Source organism: Mycobacterium lacus, from assembly GCF_010731535.1.
Taxonomy (GTDB): domain Bacteria; phylum Actinomycetota; class Actinomycetes; order Mycobacteriales; family Mycobacteriaceae; genus Mycobacterium; species Mycobacterium lacus.
This window is the reverse complement of sequence record NZ_AP022581.1, coordinates 1479701-1497749: the sequence shown is the minus strand read 5'-3', so window position 1 is coordinate 1497749 and position 18049 is coordinate 1479701. Positions and strand designations below refer to the sequence as shown.

10 protein-coding genes and 1 riboswitch are annotated in these 18049 nt (G+C 67.2%); of the genes, 2 read left to right on the top strand and 8 right to left on the bottom strand.

The features are described from left to right. From G6N24_RS06900 to G6N24_RS06880, 5 genes are all read right to left on the bottom strand, one after another. Window positions 1-1221: a peptidoglycan DD-metalloendopeptidase family protein gene (locus tag G6N24_RS06900; protein ID WP_085158560.1), complete on the bottom strand. Its 1221-nt coding sequence runs from the start codon at window positions 1219-1221 to the stop codon at window positions 1-3. A gap of 11 nt (window positions 1222-1232) precedes the next feature. Next, a complete protein-coding gene (ileS, locus tag G6N24_RS06895) occupies window positions 1233-4394 on the bottom strand; it encodes an isoleucine--tRNA ligase (RefSeq protein ID WP_085158546.1) in 3162 nt (1053 codons plus the stop codon). Window positions 4395-4778: 384 nt separating this feature from the next. Continuing rightward, complete coding sequence (locus tag G6N24_RS06890; RefSeq protein WP_085158548.1) at window positions 4779-5021, bottom strand: Rv1535 family protein; 243 nt, start codon at window positions 5019-5021, stop codon at window positions 4779-4781. A 265-nt stretch (window positions 5022-5286) separates the two neighbouring features. Further along, window positions 5287-5456: riboswitch (M-box (ykoK) riboswitch) on the bottom strand. A 145-nt stretch (window positions 5457-5601) separates the two neighbouring features. Beyond that, window positions 5602-6246: a TetR/AcrR family transcriptional regulator gene (locus G6N24_RS06885; RefSeq protein ID WP_085158550.1), complete on the bottom strand. Its 645-nt coding sequence runs from the start codon at window positions 6244-6246 to the stop codon at window positions 5602-5604. Window positions 6247-6252: 6 nt separating this feature from the next. Continuing rightward, the gene (locus tag G6N24_RS06880) at window positions 6253-7380 is read right to left on the bottom strand and encodes an NAD(P)H-dependent flavin oxidoreductase (RefSeq protein ID WP_085158552.1); all 1128 of its coding nucleotides are present in this window, start codon (window positions 7378-7380) and stop codon (window positions 6253-6255) included. A gap of 59 nt (window positions 7381-7439) precedes the next feature. On the opposite strand from G6N24_RS06880, the gene G6N24_RS06875 reads away from it, so the two are divergent. Further along, the gene (locus G6N24_RS06875) at window positions 7440-7886 is read left to right on the top strand and encodes a PaaI family thioesterase (protein ID WP_372514491.1); all 447 of its coding nucleotides are present in this window, start codon (window positions 7440-7442) and stop codon (window positions 7884-7886) included. 85 nt (window positions 7887-7971) lie between these two features. On the opposite strand, the gene G6N24_RS06870 is transcribed toward G6N24_RS06875, so the two are convergent. The 3 genes from G6N24_RS06870 to G6N24_RS06860 form a co-directional block, all read right to left on the bottom strand. Further along, window positions 7972-8538, bottom strand: a complete 567-nt coding sequence (locus G6N24_RS06870) for a carboxymuconolactone decarboxylase family protein (RefSeq protein ID WP_085158554.1) — start codon at window positions 8536-8538, stop codon at window positions 7972-7974. An 8-nt stretch (window positions 8539-8546) separates the two neighbouring features. Then, window positions 8547-9650: a zinc-dependent alcohol dehydrogenase gene (locus G6N24_RS06865; protein ID WP_085158556.1), complete on the bottom strand. Its 1104-nt coding sequence runs from the start codon at window positions 9648-9650 to the stop codon at window positions 8547-8549. An 86-nt stretch (window positions 9651-9736) separates the two neighbouring features. Then, complete coding sequence (locus tag G6N24_RS06860; protein ID WP_085158558.1) at window positions 9737-11491, bottom strand: AMP-binding protein; 1755 nt, start codon at window positions 11489-11491, stop codon at window positions 9737-9739. 171 nt (window positions 11492-11662) lie between these two features. Here G6N24_RS06860 and pks2 point away from each other — a divergent pair, with 171 nt between their 5' ends. Then, window positions 11663-17983 carry a sulfolipid-1 biosynthesis phthioceranic/hydroxyphthioceranic acid synthase gene (gene pks2 / locus G6N24_RS06855; protein ID WP_372514493.1) on the top strand — a complete coding sequence of 2107 codons (6321 nt, stop codon included), beginning with the start codon at window positions 11663-11665 and terminating at the stop codon, window positions 17981-17983. Window positions 17984-18049: the final 66 nt, after the last annotated feature.

Genomic DNA, 18049 nt, shown 5'->3' with positions numbered 1-18049 from the left:
TCAGACGGCGACGGTGCAGGGCGTTGCCGGCGGATAGGTGCCCGACACCGGCCGCGGCCGTCCCCGCGGTGGCCACGGTTGCAGGCCCATGTTCGCCAGATAGCGCACCGGATCGGCGTGTCTGCCGTCGATATGGACCTCGAAGTGCAGGTAGCCGTCCGTTGATCCGGTTTCGGGGCCGATTGTGCCGATCCGCGCGCCCGCGGTGATGTGATCATCGATAGCCAGCCGTCGCTCGCCGTGGGACCGGAACACGTAGACGGTATCGACGCCCGCGTTGCAGATCGTCACCGCCCAAAGTCCGTTGTCGTCGAGTTCGGTTGTGCGGCAAACGACTCCGGATGTGACGGCATATATCGGGGTGCCCGGCTCGGCGGCGAGGTCGACGCCGGGGTGAAACGCGCCGGCTCGGGGTCCGTATCCGGAACCGATCGCCAGGCGCTCCCGGTCGATGGGCAGCCGCGTACCCGGTTCGGCGGGGTCGAAGTCGCCGCGTACCCGCCGCCAGTAGTCGGCTTTCAACAGGTCGATCTCGTCGAGCGCGTAGCCGAACAGCAGGGCTCGGTCGTAGGAGACCCCGAAGTTCAACAGACAGTCCGGATCGAGCCTGCGGTAGTGCTCGACTTTCGCGATCCGTTCAGCAAGGGTGGCCCACCCGGTGTGCAGCAATCGAATCTCGTTCACCAGTGCGATACGACCGTGATCGGTGATGTTGGCCGGCCAGTGCGGGTTGTGAATAGCTTTTCTTCCGGCACACAGCCCCGGACGCCAACGCCAGAACGGCCCGCGCACGGACTCGGCGGTTCCCATGATCGGGATCATCTCTGGGTAGTCCGGATCATTCCAGCTGGGGATCATCGGGCACATCAGCGCCGCGACGTCGTCCGGCGTGCGGGCGAGGACCTCGCGAATATCGCCATCGGCCGCGACCACCTGATCGGAATCGACCATCACGATCCAGTCGGGGCGGCAGAAATCGGCCATGCGATACAGCAACTCCAGCCCGGTGGACTCGGGGATCAGCCACGGCGTGGGCGGCAGATCCGGGCGGGCGCGAACGACGTTCGTCACTGCCGGGTGTTGTGCCAGGATCTGCGCGGTGTTGTCGGTGCTGCGGTCGTCGATCGCATAGATGTCATCGCACCAGCCGGACAACGAGTCCAAGACTCGGGGCAATACCTCCGCACCGTTGTGCACCCGAAACAGCGCCAGAATCCGCATCGTCCCGCCACTCACCCCGGGCAGCCCGCCCTCCCATCGCGGCCTGCTTCGACCTTGGCGATCGCGACCCGAACACCGTCACCGATCTCCGCCGCATCGGCCGGCTCCCCGAATTCGAAACTGGTGGCCAGGATTTCGCCGGCGATGAGATCGCGGTGGGTCCGCGCCCAGTCGACCCGCTCGGCCGGCACCGACATCACGACCCGGATGCGGTCGGACACGTCCAGCCCCGTCGACTTGCGCAGCTCCTGCAGTTCGCGGATGCGGTCCTTGGCCCAGCCCTCTGCCTCCAGTTCGGGAGTCACCGTGCCGTCCAGAACGACAAGACCGGCGCCGCCGGGCAGTGCCGCGGTGAACTCCGGGTCGGCAGCCACCAGCCGGGAACTGTATTCGTCGGGTTGCAACACTGCCGGGCCCGCGGTCACGGTGCCGTCCGGATTGAGGACGCCTTCCCCCGCCTTGACCGCCTTGATGGCGGCCTGCACATCCTTGCCCAGCCGTGGGCCGGCCACGCGGGCGTTGACGGTGAGCTCGAACCGGCCGTAGCTGTCGATCGCGTCGGTCAGTTCGACGCGCTTGACGTTGAGCTCGTCCGCGATCAGGTCGGCAAACGGCTTCAGTCGCTGCGGATCATCCACTGCCACCGTTAGTTTCGGCAACGGCAGGCGAACCCGCAGCTTCTTGGCCTTACGCAGCGACGACGCCGCCGAGCATACCTCGCGGACCTGGTCCATCGACGCGACCAGATCGGGGTCCGCGGGTAGCTCGTCGCCTCGCGGCCAATCCGTCAGGTGCACCGACCGCTCACCGGTGAGGCCGCGCCAGATGATCTCGGTGGTCAGCGGTAACAGCGGCGCGGCCAGCCGCGCGGTCACCTCCAGCACGGTGTGCAGGGTGTCGATGGCGTCGACGTCTTCTTCCCAGAACCGCGAACGCGACCGTCGCACATACCAATTCGTCAACGCCTCGGCGAACTGGCGTAGCTGTTCGCAGGCCCCCGAGATGTCGCAGACCTCCATCGCCTCCGTGAGGTCGTCGCGCAGCGCCGCCAGCTTGGCCAAGATGTAGCGGTCCAGCGCGTGCGACGAATCGGCGCGCCAGGTACCGACTTTCGGTGCGTATAGCGCCAGGAAGCTGTAGGCGTTCCACAACGGCAGCAAGACCTGCCGCACCCCCTCGCGGATGCCTTGTTCGGTGACGATCAGGTTGCCGCCGCGCAGGATCGGCGAGGCCATCAGGAACCACCGCATGGCATCGGACCCGTCCCGGTCGAACACCTCGGTCACGTCGGGATAGTTGCGCAGTGACTTGCTCATCTTCTGGCCGTCGGAGCCCAGCACGATCCCGTGCGCCACACAGGTTTTGAACGCCGGCCGGTCGAAGAGCGCGGTGGCCAGCACGTGCAGCGTGTAGAACCACCCGCGGGTCTGCCCGATGTACTCGACGATGAAGTCACCCGGGTAATGCCCGTCGAACCAGTCACCATTCTCGAACGGGTAGTGCACCTGGGCGTACGGCATCGAGCCCGAATCGAACCACACGTCGAGCACGTCGGGGATGCGCCGCATCGTGCTGCGGCCGCTCGCGTCGTCCGGGTTGGGACGGGTGAGCTCGTCGATATAGGGCCGGTGCAGGTTGGTCGGCCGCACCCCGAAGTCGCGCTCCAGTTCGTCGAGGCTGCCGTAGACGTCGATCCGGGGGTAGGCCGGGTCGTCGGACTTCCACACCGGGATCGGGGTGCCCCAGTAGCGGTTTCGGGAGATCGACCAATCGCGGGCACCCTGGAGCCACTTGCCGAACTGGCCGTCCTTGACGTGCTCGGGGTGCCACGTGATCTGCTGATTCAGTTCCACCATGCGGTCGCGGAACTTGGTGACGGTGACGAACCAGGACGACACCGCCCGGTAGATCAGCGGGTTGCGACAGCGCCAGCAGTGCGGGTAGGGGTGCTCATAGGTTTCATGGCGGAGCAGCACCGCACCGTTCACGGCCGCCGGACCGCCCTGGTTCTTCAGGTCACGGATGATCTGCGCGTTGGCGTCGAAGACGTGCTGCCCCTGGTAATCCGGGACGGTCGCGTCGAAGCGGCCCTTGGAGTCGACCGGGGTGACCGGCACGATGCCGACCGTGTCGGTGGTGACCATGTCGTCCTCGCCGTAGGCCGGCGCCATATGCACGATGCCGGTACCATCCTCGGTGGTCACGAAGTCCCCTGGCAGCACCCGAAAGGCGTTGGGCGAGTCCATGAAGTAGGCAAAAGGCGGCAGATACCGAGTGCCCAGCAGGTCGGCGCCCCGGTAGGTGCCCACCACCTGGGGCTCCTCGCCGAGTTCACGGGCGTAGGCGGCCAGCCGTGCCTCGGCCAGCACGAAACGACGATCACCGACCCTAACCTGCACATAGGTGACGTCCGGGTTGACCGCAACCGCGAGGTTGGACGGCAGGGTCCACGGTGTCGTCGTCCATACCAACAGGTAGGCGCCGTCCCATTCGCCACCCACCACCTTGAGGCCGACCGTGATCGCGGGATCCTGGCGGCTTTGGTAGATGTCGTCGTCCATCCGGAGTTCGTGATTGGACAGCGGGGTTTCGTCACGCCAGCAGTAGGGCAGCACCCGGTAGCCCTCGTATGCCAGGCCCTTGTCCCACAGCTGCTTGAACGCCCAGATCACCGACTCCATGTAGCCGAGATCCAGTGTCTTGTAATCGTTGTCGAAGTCGACCCAGCGCGCTTGGCGAGTCACGTATTCTTGCCATTCGTCGGTGTAGCGCAACACCGATGCCCGGCACGCGTCGTTGAACGCGGCGATCCCCATGGCGTCGATCTGGGATTTGTCGGTGATGCCGAGCTGGCGTTCGACCTCGAGCTCGGCGGGCAACCCGTGGGTGTCCCAGCCGAAGCGGCGCTCTACCTTGTAACCGCGCATGGTGCGATACCGCGGGACGATGTCCTTGACGTAGCCGGTGAGCAGGTGCCCGTAGTGGGGCAGCCCGTTGGCGAACGGCGGCCCGTCGTAGAACACGTATTCCGGCGCATCACCGCGGCGCGCGATGCTGGCGCGGAAGGTGTCGTCGTGGAACCAGTACTCGAGCACCTCCAGCTCGAGTGCCGAGAAGTCCGGCGCCCCGCCGGCCAGCTTCGGATACGCCCTGAACTCAGCGTTCTTGGTCAAAGCGCGTCGTCTCCCCTGTGCCCTGTGGCGCTTCGCGCAGGAGCGCTGCGCGCCTGTGATCAGGTCCGGGGACGACGCCATGCTGGTGCGTGAACGCCGCGGTACCACCCCGCTTGCCACGCGCGACGCGTGACCGCTCAACTTCGGCTGTGACGGGCCAACCCGTTCGGTTCTACTGGGCCAACCGGGCCTTACTGGGCCAGTGGGCTGTTCTTCCGAAGGCTCCCCGGTGATAGCCGGATCGACGCCGCTACGTCGATTCTACTTAAGCGGCACAAATCCCATGATTCAACGCCGCGGCCCCCAAGGGGTCACCTGGCCGCACGACCCCGCATGCGGTCGAGTAACCCCTTGGAGCCGATCGATTCCTCGCGATCCATCGGATCAGGCCTGGATTTCGAGCACGCCGACGCGCCACAGCGCCGCGTAGAGGTGACGCAACGGGATGCTCAGCAAACGAGCGGCGCCACCCACCAGCGGGTCCCCATCGGCACCGAAGAGTCGGGCGTCGACCTGGCGCGCCACCTTCTTGGGCGCGGGGGCCGCAATGGGGGTGTCATCGCGCACCACCTGCAGCGTGGGCGCGGGGGCTACCGTTACTACTTCGTCGTACAGGGCTGCGGTCATGCTCGCCTCCTAGGCGGAAATCGAAACGTGGACATATGGACTGACTTGGTCCGTCCCGCAACGGTTCCGATCCAAGGACGCTGTTTGACGACTCAGCTGAGAACGTCGCGCCGGGGACCGGATCGGGACGAAACAAAGCCCGGATATCGGTCCGGACTGTCACTGGAACTCATACGTCCCTCACCTCCTCGCGGTCACGACACGTGCGGGCATCCGCACGAACAACACCGAGCAAAGGAGCACAGAATCCGACGAATGTCGGGGATCCGCACCCCACTCGTCAGAGCTTTGGCACTGCACGACGTGTCCGGTAAACCGGAAGCCACCTGGGCTCAACCCTTAAGCCGGGAGGAGCTGTCCTGACCCGGGGCGTCTTTCGACGTTCGGGGTCAGTGGCCTGTATTCGTGTAGACGCCTCACCTAACGAGGTGCTTACCCGACCGATCATGCATGACCAGCCCGGCGCGGTCAACGTGATCCGGTCCGCGTGGCCGAATCTTTACGGTTCCACATTGCGTGTTGACAGCCGTTAACCAGGTTCAGGGTCCCTGACCTCGCCCTATGGGTGTGGGTGCCGCGGTCAGCGTGGGCGCAGCCCGTCGAGCACCAGCGACGCGACGAAGTCTGCCACCTGGGCGGCGGTGACGTCGTCGTCCGTGCTAAGCCGCCGGTGGGCCAACTGGCCCACCAGCGCCGCCAGCGTGTAAGCCACCATCCGGGGCGGGGCGGCCACCACTTCACCGCGTTCTTGAGCGGCGACGATGACGGTTTCGATGTCGTCGATGAACCGCTCGTAGATCCCGCCCAGGTGCTTTTCGAATCGGTCGCCAAGCGAATACGCGTCGCGGAGAAGCAGCTTGACGGTGGCCCTGTCGGCTTCGAAGAACTCGAACGTGGCCTGGACGGAGGCCTCCAACAAGGCCCGAAGCGACGCCTCTCCCCCTGCGCCGTCGACCGGCCCGCCGGCCCCGTTCAGCGCCGCCGTGAGATGTGCGCGCAGCGCCTGCTCCTCTACCGCCATCAAGGCGTGGAACAACTCGTCCTTGGAGTCGAAGTACCAGTAGATCAAGCCGTACGCGAGGCCGGCCTGTTTGGCGATGTCTGCGACGGTGGTGGCGTGAAAACCCTTGCGGGCAAAGACTTCTTTGGCTGCGGCCATGATCTCGTCGCGCCGGCGCGACTTTTCTTCGTCGCTGACGGCCCGGCGCCGCCGAGTGGTGCTCACCCCGCGTCACCGATCAACGAGCGCGTCGAGTCGCCCGACGGTGTCGATGAACTCCTCGACCATGTCGAGCACCACCGAGCGCACCGGCCGCACCCTATCGAGCGATCCGACCACCTGGCCAACGAAGTAGGTCGCCAGTTCTCGGGCCTTTGCGCCCGGATGACTGGCGGCCTGGTTGATGCGCAGCTGCGGCCCGGCGACCAGAGCGGTCTGCAGGGGCATGGCAAGGGGGTCCGGGCTATCGGGCCGGTCCCACTCGTCGGTCCAGGCCGTGCGCAGCATCCGCGCCGGCTTGCCGGTCAACGACCGGGACCGCACCGTGTCCGACGAGCTGGCGGCCAGGAACTTGTCCTTGACCACCGGGGGCGTCTCGGCTTCCTCGGTGGTCAGCCACACCGACCCGCACCAGACCCCTCCAGCGCCCAGGGCCAGAGCCGCCGCCATCTGGCGGCCGCGGGCGATCCCGCCGGCCGCCAGGACGGGAAGCGGGTCCACGGCATCTACGACTTCGGGGACCAGGACCATGGTCGCCACCTCACCGGTGTGTCCGCCGGCCTCGGTGCCCTGCGCGACGATCAGGTCAACGCCCGCGGACGCGTGCCGGCGCGCGTGTTCGGTGGTGCCGGCCAGGGCGGCCACCAGGACGTGGTTGTCGTGGGCTCGCTCGACGAGGTCACGCGGCGGCGGCCCGAGCGCGCTGGCAATCAGCCGGATGTCGTGGGCGAACGCGACATCGAGCAGGGGCTCGTAGCCCTTGGGCGAGATGTTGAGCCCGCCCCCCGACCCCGCGCGTTGCTCCCCGGCGGGCTGGGCGATGCCGTAACGGGCCAGCAAGTCGTCGACGAACGTGCGGTGCTCCTCGGGCAGCAGGTCGGCGACCTGCTGCGCGTCGATTCCCCCCAGCTCGGCGCCGACATACTTGGGCGGCAACAACAGGTCGACCCCGTACGGCTTGCCGCCCGTCTGCTCCTCGATCCAGGTCAGCTCGCTCTCCAGCCGCTTGGCGCTGTGCGCGACAGCGCCGAGGATCCCGAACCCACCCGCATTGGTCACCGCGGCCACGACATCGCGGCAGTGACTGAATGCACAGATCGGGAACTCGACGCCGAGCAGGTCGGCCACTCTGGTCCGCACTTCGACGACGCTATGGGTTATTGATTGATATGTCAATCGAATGGGGTAACCTAGCCGCCATGCCCGAGCCGCTGACCGCACCCTTGTCCCCCGAAGAGCAACACAAACGTCGCCAGGCGGTGCGCGACCTGATGACGAACACACCGTTCATCGGCGGGCTCGGCATCGTGTTCGAGCGCTACGAACCCGATGACGTCACGATCCGGCTGCCGTTTCGAGCAGACCTCACCAACGACGGCACCTACTTTCACGGCGGCGTGATCGCGGCGGTGATGGACACCGCCGGCGCCGCCGCCGCCTGGTCGAACCACGACTTCGACAAGGGCATGCGCGCCTCCACCGTGGCGATGAGCATCCAGTACACCGGCGCCGCCAAACGCAGCGACCTGCTGTGTCATGCCCGCACCGCCCGACGCCGCAAGGAACTCACCTTCACCGAGATCACCGCCACCGATGCCGACGGCAACGTCGTCGCGCACGCGGTGCAGACCTACCGGATCGTCTGAGCCGAAACGCTTTACGCCCTCGCCCAACGTGCACACAGTGCGAAAAATCTCACCGAATTTCGCCATGGTGACACGTTCGGCGCGATCACTCGGGCGAAAGGCCGTCGGGCGGCCAGCTGGACACGCCGTCTTCCAACGGGACCCTGAGGCTGTGCAGAATCGAGGCGACCATTCGCCATGCGCTTATCGCGGTGACCAATTCGATGAGAACCGTCGTGTCACCGTCTAATTCACGCTCGCAAGCCGCCCAGCTCTCGGCGCTCACCGCGCCGTCGCGCACCACGTCGTCGGCGGCCGCCAGCACGGCGCGCTCAGCGGCACCGAACCCGTTGTGCGCCCGCCAATCCCGCACGCCGAGCAGGTCATCGGGCGACACGCCAAGGCCCGAAGCGACGCGCCAGTGCTGGGTCCATTCGTAGTCGCACCCGGTGAGCCAGCCGATCCGCATGATCGCCAACTCGCGCAGCCGTGAGTCCAGGGCGCCGTGCCACAGCATGGTGGCGAGCATGTCGTTGAAGGCGCGCGCCAGTCGCGGATGGTTGAGCAACACCTGGAAGATGCTGAGCTCGGCCATGTAGTCGGGCACGCCGGCTTCGTCCGCGGCGGCCTTGGCCTCGTCGACGGGCAACGGGGGCACCCGGGGTGACTTCATGGGTGGGGTCATGGTGTGAGCACTCCGTGTACAGGCGGGACACCCTCGCGTTCACCGGCCATAGTAGCCAGCAACTCCTCCGCGCCTTCGAGCCGCACGCAGCGGCGGGGCAGACTCTCGAACGGATATCGACCGGACGCCAACAGGTCAAGCGCCGCCCGGTAGGCGCCGTCATCGACGCCCAGGGCGCCGATGACGCGCAGCTCCTTGAGCACAACCAGGTCGGGCGAGAATCCCGGCGCGCCGCTGCCGAAACCCCGGGTGCCGGCGACAACGACGGTTCCGGCGGGACGGGCGAGCGCGATCGCCTGGGCGAATGCCCCGGGTGCCTTCGCGGTCACGTCGATGACGACGTCCGCCAGCCCACCGGTCGCCTTTGCCAGGGCCGCTACCGGGTCCTCGACGGCGACGTCGACGGCCAGGTCCGCTCCGAACTGCGCGGCCAGCGTCAACCGGTCGGCGTCGCGCGGGCCCAGCCCGGTCACCATCACGAACCCGGCGCCGGCCCGTTTTGCGGCCGCCGCAGCACATAGTCCCCGGATTCCGGGGCCCAGCACCGCCACGACATCGCCCGGGCCGGTTTCGGGAACCGTTACCCCCCAACGTATTCCGGCGCCCAGCGGGTTGAACAAGGTGGCAACTTCCGGGCTGAGATCACCACTCACCGGCAACACCATCGAGTCGGGAGCCAGATACTGGTATTCGGCGTAGCCACCCCACAGCCCGGGCTGGCGGTCGACCGGGATGAACCCATACATGTCGGCCAGGCCGTGACGTGCACAACGCCGGTGGTCGCCAGCGAGACAGTTTGCGCACTGGCGGCACGACTGGAATACCTCGACGGCGACTCGGTCGCCCGCGGACACACCCCACCGCCGCGCCGCACGCGGTCCGATCACCTCGATCGTCCCGACCGTCTCGTGGCCGGGGACGAACGCAAACCCACCGGCAAGTTCGCCGGTGTACTGCTCGTGATCGGTGCCGCACAGCCCGCAGGCCTCCACCCGCACCAGCGCGTCGTCCTCGCCAATGACCGGAAGAGGAAACTGCCGGACGACCAGGCTGCGCGGGGCCTCCAATACCAGTGCCCGCGCCACCGCGCCGTCCGACATACCAGCACACTATGAATCGTTGACAGGCGAGTCAATCAGCGTGGTAAAACGCTTGCGGCACAACCAGATCGATGCACGAAGCGCGATCAGGCGTCCAACCGGGTGAACTCACGTTGCCGGTAGAGCTCCACACACTGTGATCGCCTGATCTTGCCGCTCGTGGTGATGGGAATCGACCCGGGCGAAACCAGGACGAGGTCGGCCACGCTCAGCCCGTGCGACTCGAATATCGCCGCGGTGACGTCACGTTTGACGGCGCGCAGCCGCGCAAGCGCATCCTCGTCGGAGTCGCTCCGCTTCTTGAGCTCGATGATGGCGACCAGCTTCTCCGAGCCGCCCTCCGGCACTCCTATCGCCGCGCAGCGGCCCGCGGTGATCTCCTGGATCGTCGCCTCGATGTCGTCGGGAGAGTGGTTGCGCCCATAGACAATCAAGAGATCCTTGATCCGGCCGATAATGAACAGCTCGCCGTCGGAGAAGAAGCCCGAATCCCCGGTTCTCAGCCAGGGACCCTCGGGTGTGCCCTCCGAAGGGGTGACGATCTTCGCGCCGAACGTGCGCTCGGTCTCCTCGGGTTTGTGCCAATACCCGGTAGCGACGTTGCCGCCTTGCACCCAGATCTCACCGACCGTGCCCTCCGGACACTCGATACACGTGTCGGGATCGACGATGCGCACCAGCTGGGAATCCGCGGCGCCGTAACTAACCAGCGGTGTGCCGCCGCCACCCGGGCACGGCTTGGCGTGGCCGGCAGGCAGCTGTTCGGACTCGAAGTGAACGATTTCGGGTGGTTCGCCGACACTACGGGTCGCGATGTACACCGTCGCCTCCGCCATGCCGTACGCGGGCCGCAGCGCCTTGGGGGCAAATTTGAAGGGGGCGAACCGATCGGCGAATCGCTTGAGGGTGGCGGGCTGGACCCGCTCGCTGCCGTTGAGGACGGTGTGCACACCGCCGAGATCGAGCCCGGCCATGTCGGCGTCCGATGTCTTACGTACCGCCAAGTCGAAAGCGAAGTTCGGTCCTGCCGAGATCGTGCGGCCGTGGCGCGCCAGCAACTGCATCCATCTAGCCGGCCGCTGCAGGAACCCCACCGGGCTCGTCAACACGGTGGGGAGACCCGCCAGTATCGGCATGATGGTTCCCAACAGGAGACCCATGTCGTGATAGAGCGGCAGCCAGGACACCACCGTCAGGTCCGGTGGGACAACTCCCCCCTCGGGGGCAAAGAAGTCGGCGATGATCTGCTCGAAATTGGCAAAGACATTCTTGTTCGAGATCATCACCCCGGCGGGCGCACGGGTGGATCCCGAGGTGTATTGCAAATACGCGGTTTCCGGCACGTCCTTACCGGTTGGGCGAGCGCCCGGACCGCGGGATCGCTGCCGAGAATCAAGGTCCAGCGAATCGAGTTCAATGATCGACGGCGCGTTTTGTCCGGGCTGTGGCCGTGCATAGTCAGTGACATTGTCGACGGCAGCGGACGTCGTCAAAATGACCGCGGGCGAAGTGTCGCCCAGCACCGAAATCGTGCGCTCGTCGTGGGCGCCACCGTACGGAACCGACAACGGAACGGCGACAAGTCCGGCCTGCAACGCGCCGAGAAATCCGACGACGTAATCGAGTCCCTGCGGCGCCAGGATCACCGCCCGATCACCGGTCGACCCGCAAAGTCTGAGCTGCTCGGCGAGATTGAGCATTCGCCGATATAACTGCGACCACGTCAGGGCCTCGGCAACCCCTTCCCAGTCCTTCTCATAGTCGATGTACGTGATCGCAGAACCATTGGGGACCAGGCTGGCACGCTCGCGCAGCAGAGCGGGAATCGAAGAGCCGGCCACGGCAGCACACTACCTCGAACGCTTCGTCAACGTTGACAAAACCTGCCGAGACCCGCTTCGCCGTCGGCATGGCCCGTGTCGGCGTCCCTGACAGGCCCTGCTCGCCCCCTTCCCCCAAAGCGGGACCGCTCGGGCGGAGAAAGAGTCGGCGCGTTGATCCCCGGCCGGACCGTGCCGAACAGGGAGGATGACCTCGTGGATCGGACACATGTCACCCCGGTTGCTGTGATCGGCATGGCGTGTCGACTCCCGCATGGCATCGATTCCCCGGACGCATTCTGGGAGGCGTTGCTGCGGGGCGACGACCTGATCACCGAGATTCCCGCCGACCGCTGGGACGCCGACGAATTCTACGACCCCCAACCCGGTGTGACCGGTCGGTCCGTTTCGCGGTGGGGCGGGTTCCTGGAAGATGTTGGCGCCTTCGATCCGGAGTTCTTCGGCATCAGCGACCGGGAAGCAATTGCGATCGATCCGCAGCATCGCTTGCTCATGCAGACCTCGTGGGAGGCCGTGGAGCACGCCGGCATTGCTCCAGAATCCTTGAGTGGCTCGCTCACCGGTGTGTACGTCGGTGTGTGCCACCACGACTACGCGTTCGTCACCAGCGACGCGGGTGCCCTAGATGACGCGTACGCGTTCACCGGAACCGCGTTCAGCATGGCTTCCGGGCGGGTGTCGTACTCGATGGGGCTGCGCGGTCCGGCGATGACCGTGGACACGGCGTGTTCGTCGAGTCTGCTTGCCGTGCACATGGCTTGCCGCAGTTTGCACGAGGGTGAGAGCAACCTTGCCTTGGCGGGCGGCTGCATGGTCATGCTGGCACCGCACACGTTCAACTCGGCGTCCGCGCAGGGCATGCTGTCGGCCACCGGACGCTGCCGGACGTTCGACGTCGCCGCAGATGGGTTCGTCCGTTCCGAGGGCTGCGCCGTCGTGGCGCTCAAAAGACTGCCCGATGCGCTGCGCGACGGCGACCGGATTCTTGCCGTGCTGCGCGGCACCGCGACAAATCAGGATGGGCACACCGACAACATCTCAACCCCGTCGATGGATGCACAGGTCGTGGCTTATCGGGCCGCGCTGGCGGCGGCCGGCGTGGACGCCCACACCATCGGCATGGTCGAGGCGCACGGCACCGGAACCCCGGTTGGCGACCCGATCGAATTCGGCGGCCTCGCGCGGGTGTACGGCACCGACGGAACTCCATGTGCGCTCGCGTCAGCCAAGAGCAACCTGGGACACACCGAGGCCGCCGCTGGCGCGGTGGGGATCATCAAGGCGATCCTGTCGCTGCAACATGGCGTGGTGCCGCCCATGCTCCACCACACCCGGCTGCCCGACGAGCTCGCCCAGATCGAGACCGGACTCTTTGTGCCACAGGAGATCACGCCGTGGCCGGGGCGGAATGCCGCGGCGCCCCGGCGGGCGGCGGTGTCGTCCTACGGCATGTCGGGCAGCAACGTTCACGCCATTCTCGAACAGGCCCCCGAACCCGTAGCGGCGCGCACCGCGACGGCACCGCTCGGGCCGGCCGTCGGCGTGTTTGCCCTGTCGGCTACCTCGGCCGAGGCGCTGCGCCAGACTGCGCGCCGCCTGGCCGACTGGGTGCAGAACCGCGCCGACTCGGTGGCGCTTTCGGATCTGGCCTACACGCTGGCACGTCGGCGTGGCCACCGGCCGGTGCGCACCGCGGTGATCGCCGCCGGCCATACCGAGCTGGTCGAGCGCTTGCGCGAGGTCGCCGCCGGCGACACCCCCTTCCAGACCGCGGTGGGCCACGACGACCGTGGGCCCGTGTGGGTGTTTTCCGGGCAAGGTTCGCAGTGGGCTGCCATGGGTGCGGACCTGCTGGCCAACGAGCCGGTGTTCGCCGCGACCGTGGCCGCCGCGGAGCCATTGATCGCCGCCGAATCCGGTTACTCGGTCACCGAGGCGATGACCGCACCGCGGACCGTGACCCGGATCGACCGCGTCCAGCCGACCGTGTTCACCATGCAGGTCGCGCTGGCGACCACCATGAAGTCCTACGGAGTCGCGCCAGGGGCGGTCATCGGCCACTCACTGGGCGAGGTGGCCGCGGCCGTAGTGGCGGGCGCGCTGTCGCTGGAAGACGGAGCACGGGTCATCTGCCGTCGCTCGCGCCTGTGCACCCGGATTGCGGGTATCGGCGCGATGGCCGCGGTCGAACTGCCCGCGCAGCAGGTGCGGGAGGAGTTGACACGTCGCGCCGCCAATGACGTCGTGATTGCCGTCGTGGCTTCCCCGCAATCCACCGTGATCGGCGGCGCCACCCAGGCCGTTCGCGACCTCGTCGAGGCGTGGGAGGCGCGCGACGTGATGGCCCGTGAGGTCGCCGTCGACGTGGCATCACACACCCCGCACGTCGATCCGATCCTCGACGAGCTGTCCCGGGTGCTGGCCGACGTGGCCCCGATGACACCGCAGATTCCGTATTACTCGGCGACCCTGTTCGACCCCCGCGAACGTCCGACGTGTGACGCCCGCTATTGGGTGGACAACCTGCGGCACGCCGTGCGGTTCTCCGCTGCGGTACGCGCGGCTCTCGAGGACGGGTACCGGGTATTCGGCGAGCTGTCACCGCACCCGCTGTTGACCCGCGCGGTCGAGCAGACCGCCACCAGCCTCGACATCCCGGTAGCCGCGGTGGCCGGCATGCGGCGCGACCAACGCCTTCCGCACGGGTTGCGTGGGTTGGTGGCCGACCTGCACGGCGCGGGCGCCGCCGTGGACTTCTCGGTCCTCTACCCCAGGGGACGCCTGGTGGACGCACCGCTGCCGGCGTGGACGAGCCGTCGCCTGCTGCTTGAACCCGACAGTACGGGCCGTCGGGCGGGCGCCACGACCCCCAATACCGTGGTGGAGCATCCACTGTTGGGCTCGCACGTGCAGCTGATGGAGGAGCCGGAACGGCACGCTTGGAGGGCCGAACTCGGAACCGCGACCCTGCCTTGGCTGGGTGACCATCAGATCCACGACGTGGCCGCGCTTCCGGGGGCTGCCTACTGCGAGATGGCGTTGGCCGCGGCGCGCACCGTCCTCGGCGAACGGTCCGAGGTCCGCGACATCCGCTTCGAGCAGATGCTGCTGCTCGACGAGGAGTCGCCGGTGGGCGTCGTTGCGTCGGTGCAGGCGCCCGGCCGCGCAACGTTCGACGTGGAGACGCTCCGGCAGGGCGAACGGGTCCGGCGGGCCACCGCGATGTTGTGCGCCATCGATGACCCGCACCAGCCGCCCGCACGGGACATCGACGCTTTACGGACAGCCCATCCGTGTCGCCTCGGGGGCGACGAACTGCGAAAGTGGTTCGACACCCGCGGTGTTCGGTTCGGACCCGCTTTCACCGGCCTCGCCGCGGCCTATCGATCGGAAGGGGCAATCGACGCGGTGCTCGCCGAGGTCGATTTGCCGAGCGCGATCAGGACACAGCAGTCCGGCTACCACGTGCACCCCGCGCTGCTCGACGCCTGTTTCCAATCGGTGGCGGCCCACCCCGCCGTCCCGGAGGCCGGCGGTGTGGGCTATGGCGGCCTGCTGCTGCCGCTGGGTGTGCGCCGGCTGCGGGCCTACGCGTCGACTCGCAACGCCCGCTATTGCCTCACCACGGTGACCGCATGCGGCGCGAACGTCGAAGCCGACATCGACGTGATGGACGAGCACGGGACCGTCGTGCTGGTCGTGCGTGGCCTGCAGATGGGCACCGGCTGTTCCGCGAGCGCCGACCAAGATCGCCTGCTGCGGGATCGGCTGCTGACCATCGAATGGCAGCGCCGCGAGCTACCCGAGGCGGACACCCCGGCAGCCGGGAAATGGCTGTTAATCGGCACTTCCGACGCGGCCGAACCATCGATGACCGAGTTGACCGACGCGTTGCGGGTGCACGGCGCGGAATGCCTGACCATGCGCTGGCCTCGTCGCGCCGACCCAGCGACCAGTGCCGAGCGACTACGCGGCCGCCTCGAGGCCGGCGGTCTCAACGGTGTCGTGATCCTCGCGGGACCCCCCAACCGCGCCGGTGGGGGCCCGCGCCCCGGCTTTCTAGGTAGCGAGTCCGTCCGGCATCTGGTACGCATCACACGCGAGCTGGCGGACATTGGTGGGCAGGCCCCGAGGCTGTACGTGGTCACGAGAGGCGCCCAGACGGTGCTGGCCGACGACTGCCCCAATCTCGAACAGGCGGGGTTGCGCGGCCTGCTGCGGGTGATCGGCGCCGAGCACCCGCACCTGCGCCCAACCCAGATCGACCTCGACGAGCCGACCGGGGCCGAGCGCTTGACACGCCAACTGCTGGCCGGGTCCGAGGAAGACGAGACCGCGTGGCGAAACAACGAGTGGTACACCGCGCGGTTGTGCCCGGCTCCGCTGGGCGCCGAAGAACGGCGAACCCGCGTCGTCAGCTATGGGCGTGACGGGATGCGCATGCAGATCCGCACGCGCGGGGACCTGCAAACGATGGAACTCGTTGCGTTCGAACGGGTTTCGCCAGGTCCCGGACAGATTGAGGTCGCGGTCACCGCGTCCAGCATCAACTTCGCCGATGTGCTCGGCGTATTCGGCAAATACCACACCTTCGGGCCGCTGCCGGGGCTGGGCACCGATTTCGCCGGCGTGGTGACCGCGGTCGGGCCCGACGTCACCGGACTCCAGGTCGGTGACCGTGTCGGCGGCCTCTCCGCCAAGGGGTGCTGGGCGACGTTTGTTCTCTGTGACGCGAGGCTCGCCGCCAAGATCCCGGCGGGCCTGACCGACGCCCAGGCCGCCGCGGTGACCACCGCATCGGCCACCGCCTGGTACGGCCTACACGACCTGGCTCGGGTCAAAACCGGTGACAAGGTGTTGATCCACTCGGCAACCGGAGGGGTGGGCCAGGCGGCGATTGCCATCGCCCGTAGGGCGGGAGCCGAGATCTTCACCACCGCCGGCAGCCCAAAACGCCGACAGATGTTGCGCGACATGGGCATTGAGCATGTCTACGACTCGCGAAGCATCGAGTTCGCCGAGCGGATCCGCCGCGATACCGATGGCGAAGGCGTTGACATCGTGCTCAACTCGCTCACCGGCGCGGCACAGCGCGCGGGAGTGGACCTGCTCAACTTCGGTGGACGATTCGTCGAGATCGGCAAGCGGGACATCTACGACGACACCCGGTTGGGCCTCTCTCCGTTCCGTCGCAACCTCGCCTTTTTCGCCCTTGACCTGTGGCTGATGTCGATCACCCATCCCGATGCGTTCCACGACCTATTGAGCACCGTGTACCGGCTCACCGCCGAGGGAGCGTTGCCCATTCCCGAAAGCACCCACTACCCGCTCGCCGAGGCAGCTACCGCAATCCGCGTCATGAGCGCAGCCGAACACACCGGCAAGCTCATTCTCGACATACCGCAGACCGGGCACAGCAGCGTGGTGACGCCGCCCGAGTGGGTTCGCGTTTTCCGCCCCGACGGCGCCTACATCATCACCGGCGGTTTGGGCGGCCTCGGATTATTTCTCGCCGAAACGATGGCTGGGGCGGGCGCCGGCCGCATCGTGCTCAACTCCCGGTCGGCGCCCAACCAAAAAGTGCTGGAGACAATCGAACTCATCAGATCCACCGGGTCCGACATCGCGGTGGAGTGTGGCGACATCGCGCTCGCGGACACCGCGGCGAGGCTGGTCGCCGCCGCAACCGCCACCGGGCTTCCGTTGCGCGGCGTGCTGCACGCGGCCGCCGTGGTCGAGGACGCCACCCTGGCCAACATCACCGAGGAGTTGATCGAGCGCGACTGGGCGCCGAAGGTGCATGGCGCGTGGAATCTGCACCAGGCCGCCGCATCCGCGCCGCTGGACTGGTTCTGTTCGTTCTCCTCGGCCGCGGCCCTGCTGGGTTCGCCGGGCCAGGGCGCCTATGCCGCGGCCAACAGCTGGCTGGACTCCTTCGCTCGCTGGCGGCGGACGCAGGGCCTCCCCGCCACCGTGATCGCATGGGGTGCGTGGGCCGAAATCGGCCGCGGCGCAGGCCTGGCCGAAAGCGGCGACACCACGATGATCACTCCCGACGAGGGCGCCTACGCGTTCGAAGCACTGCTGCGGCACACCCGCGTATACAGCGGTTATGCCCCGCTCGTCGGATCACCCTGGTTAACCGCCCTGGCGCAACGTAGCCGCTTCGCAGACGCGTTCGGATCGACCGAGCGCGCCGATCACAGCAAGTTCCGCGCTGAACTGTCCGAGCTTCCGCTCGATGAATGGCCGACCCACCTTAGGCGCATGATCTCCGAGCACGTCAGCCTGATTCTGCGTCGCACGGTCGACCCGGACCGTCCGCTGTCCCATTACGGCCTCGATTCACTGGGCAACCTGGAACTGCGTACCCGCATCGAAACCGAAACCGGGATACGCATCCACTCGACCGACATCACCACGGTGCGCGGTTTAGCGGAGCGCATGTGCGAAACGCTGGCGGCCACCGAAAACGCCACGGCGACAATGTAAGGGTCAACCGCTGAGATGAAATACCCTTGACGTCAGCGCTGACCCTTAAGGAGCGATGTTGGTTGT

Bases quoted from the DNA above. Each gene is read 5' to 3' on its own strand.
- G6N24_RS06870 (WP_085158554.1), bottom strand. From the start codon at position 8,538: ATGAAGTCACCCCGGGTGCCCCCGTTGCCCGTCGACGAGGCCAAGGCC.
- G6N24_RS06900 (WP_085158560.1), bottom strand. From the start codon at position 1,221: ATGCGGATTCTGGCGCTGTTTCGGGTGCACAACGGTGCGGAGGTATTG.
- G6N24_RS06875 (WP_372514491.1), top strand. From the start codon at position 7,440: ATGCCCGAGCCGCTGACCGCACCCTTGTCCCCCGAAGAGCAACACAAA.
- G6N24_RS06865 (WP_085158556.1), bottom strand. From the start codon at position 9,650: ATGTCGGACGGCGCGGTGGCGCGGGCACTGGTATTGGAGGCCCCGCGC.
- G6N24_RS06890 (WP_085158548.1), bottom strand. From the start codon at position 5,021: ATGACCGCAGCCCTGTACGACGAAGTAGTAACGGTAGCCCCCGCGCCC.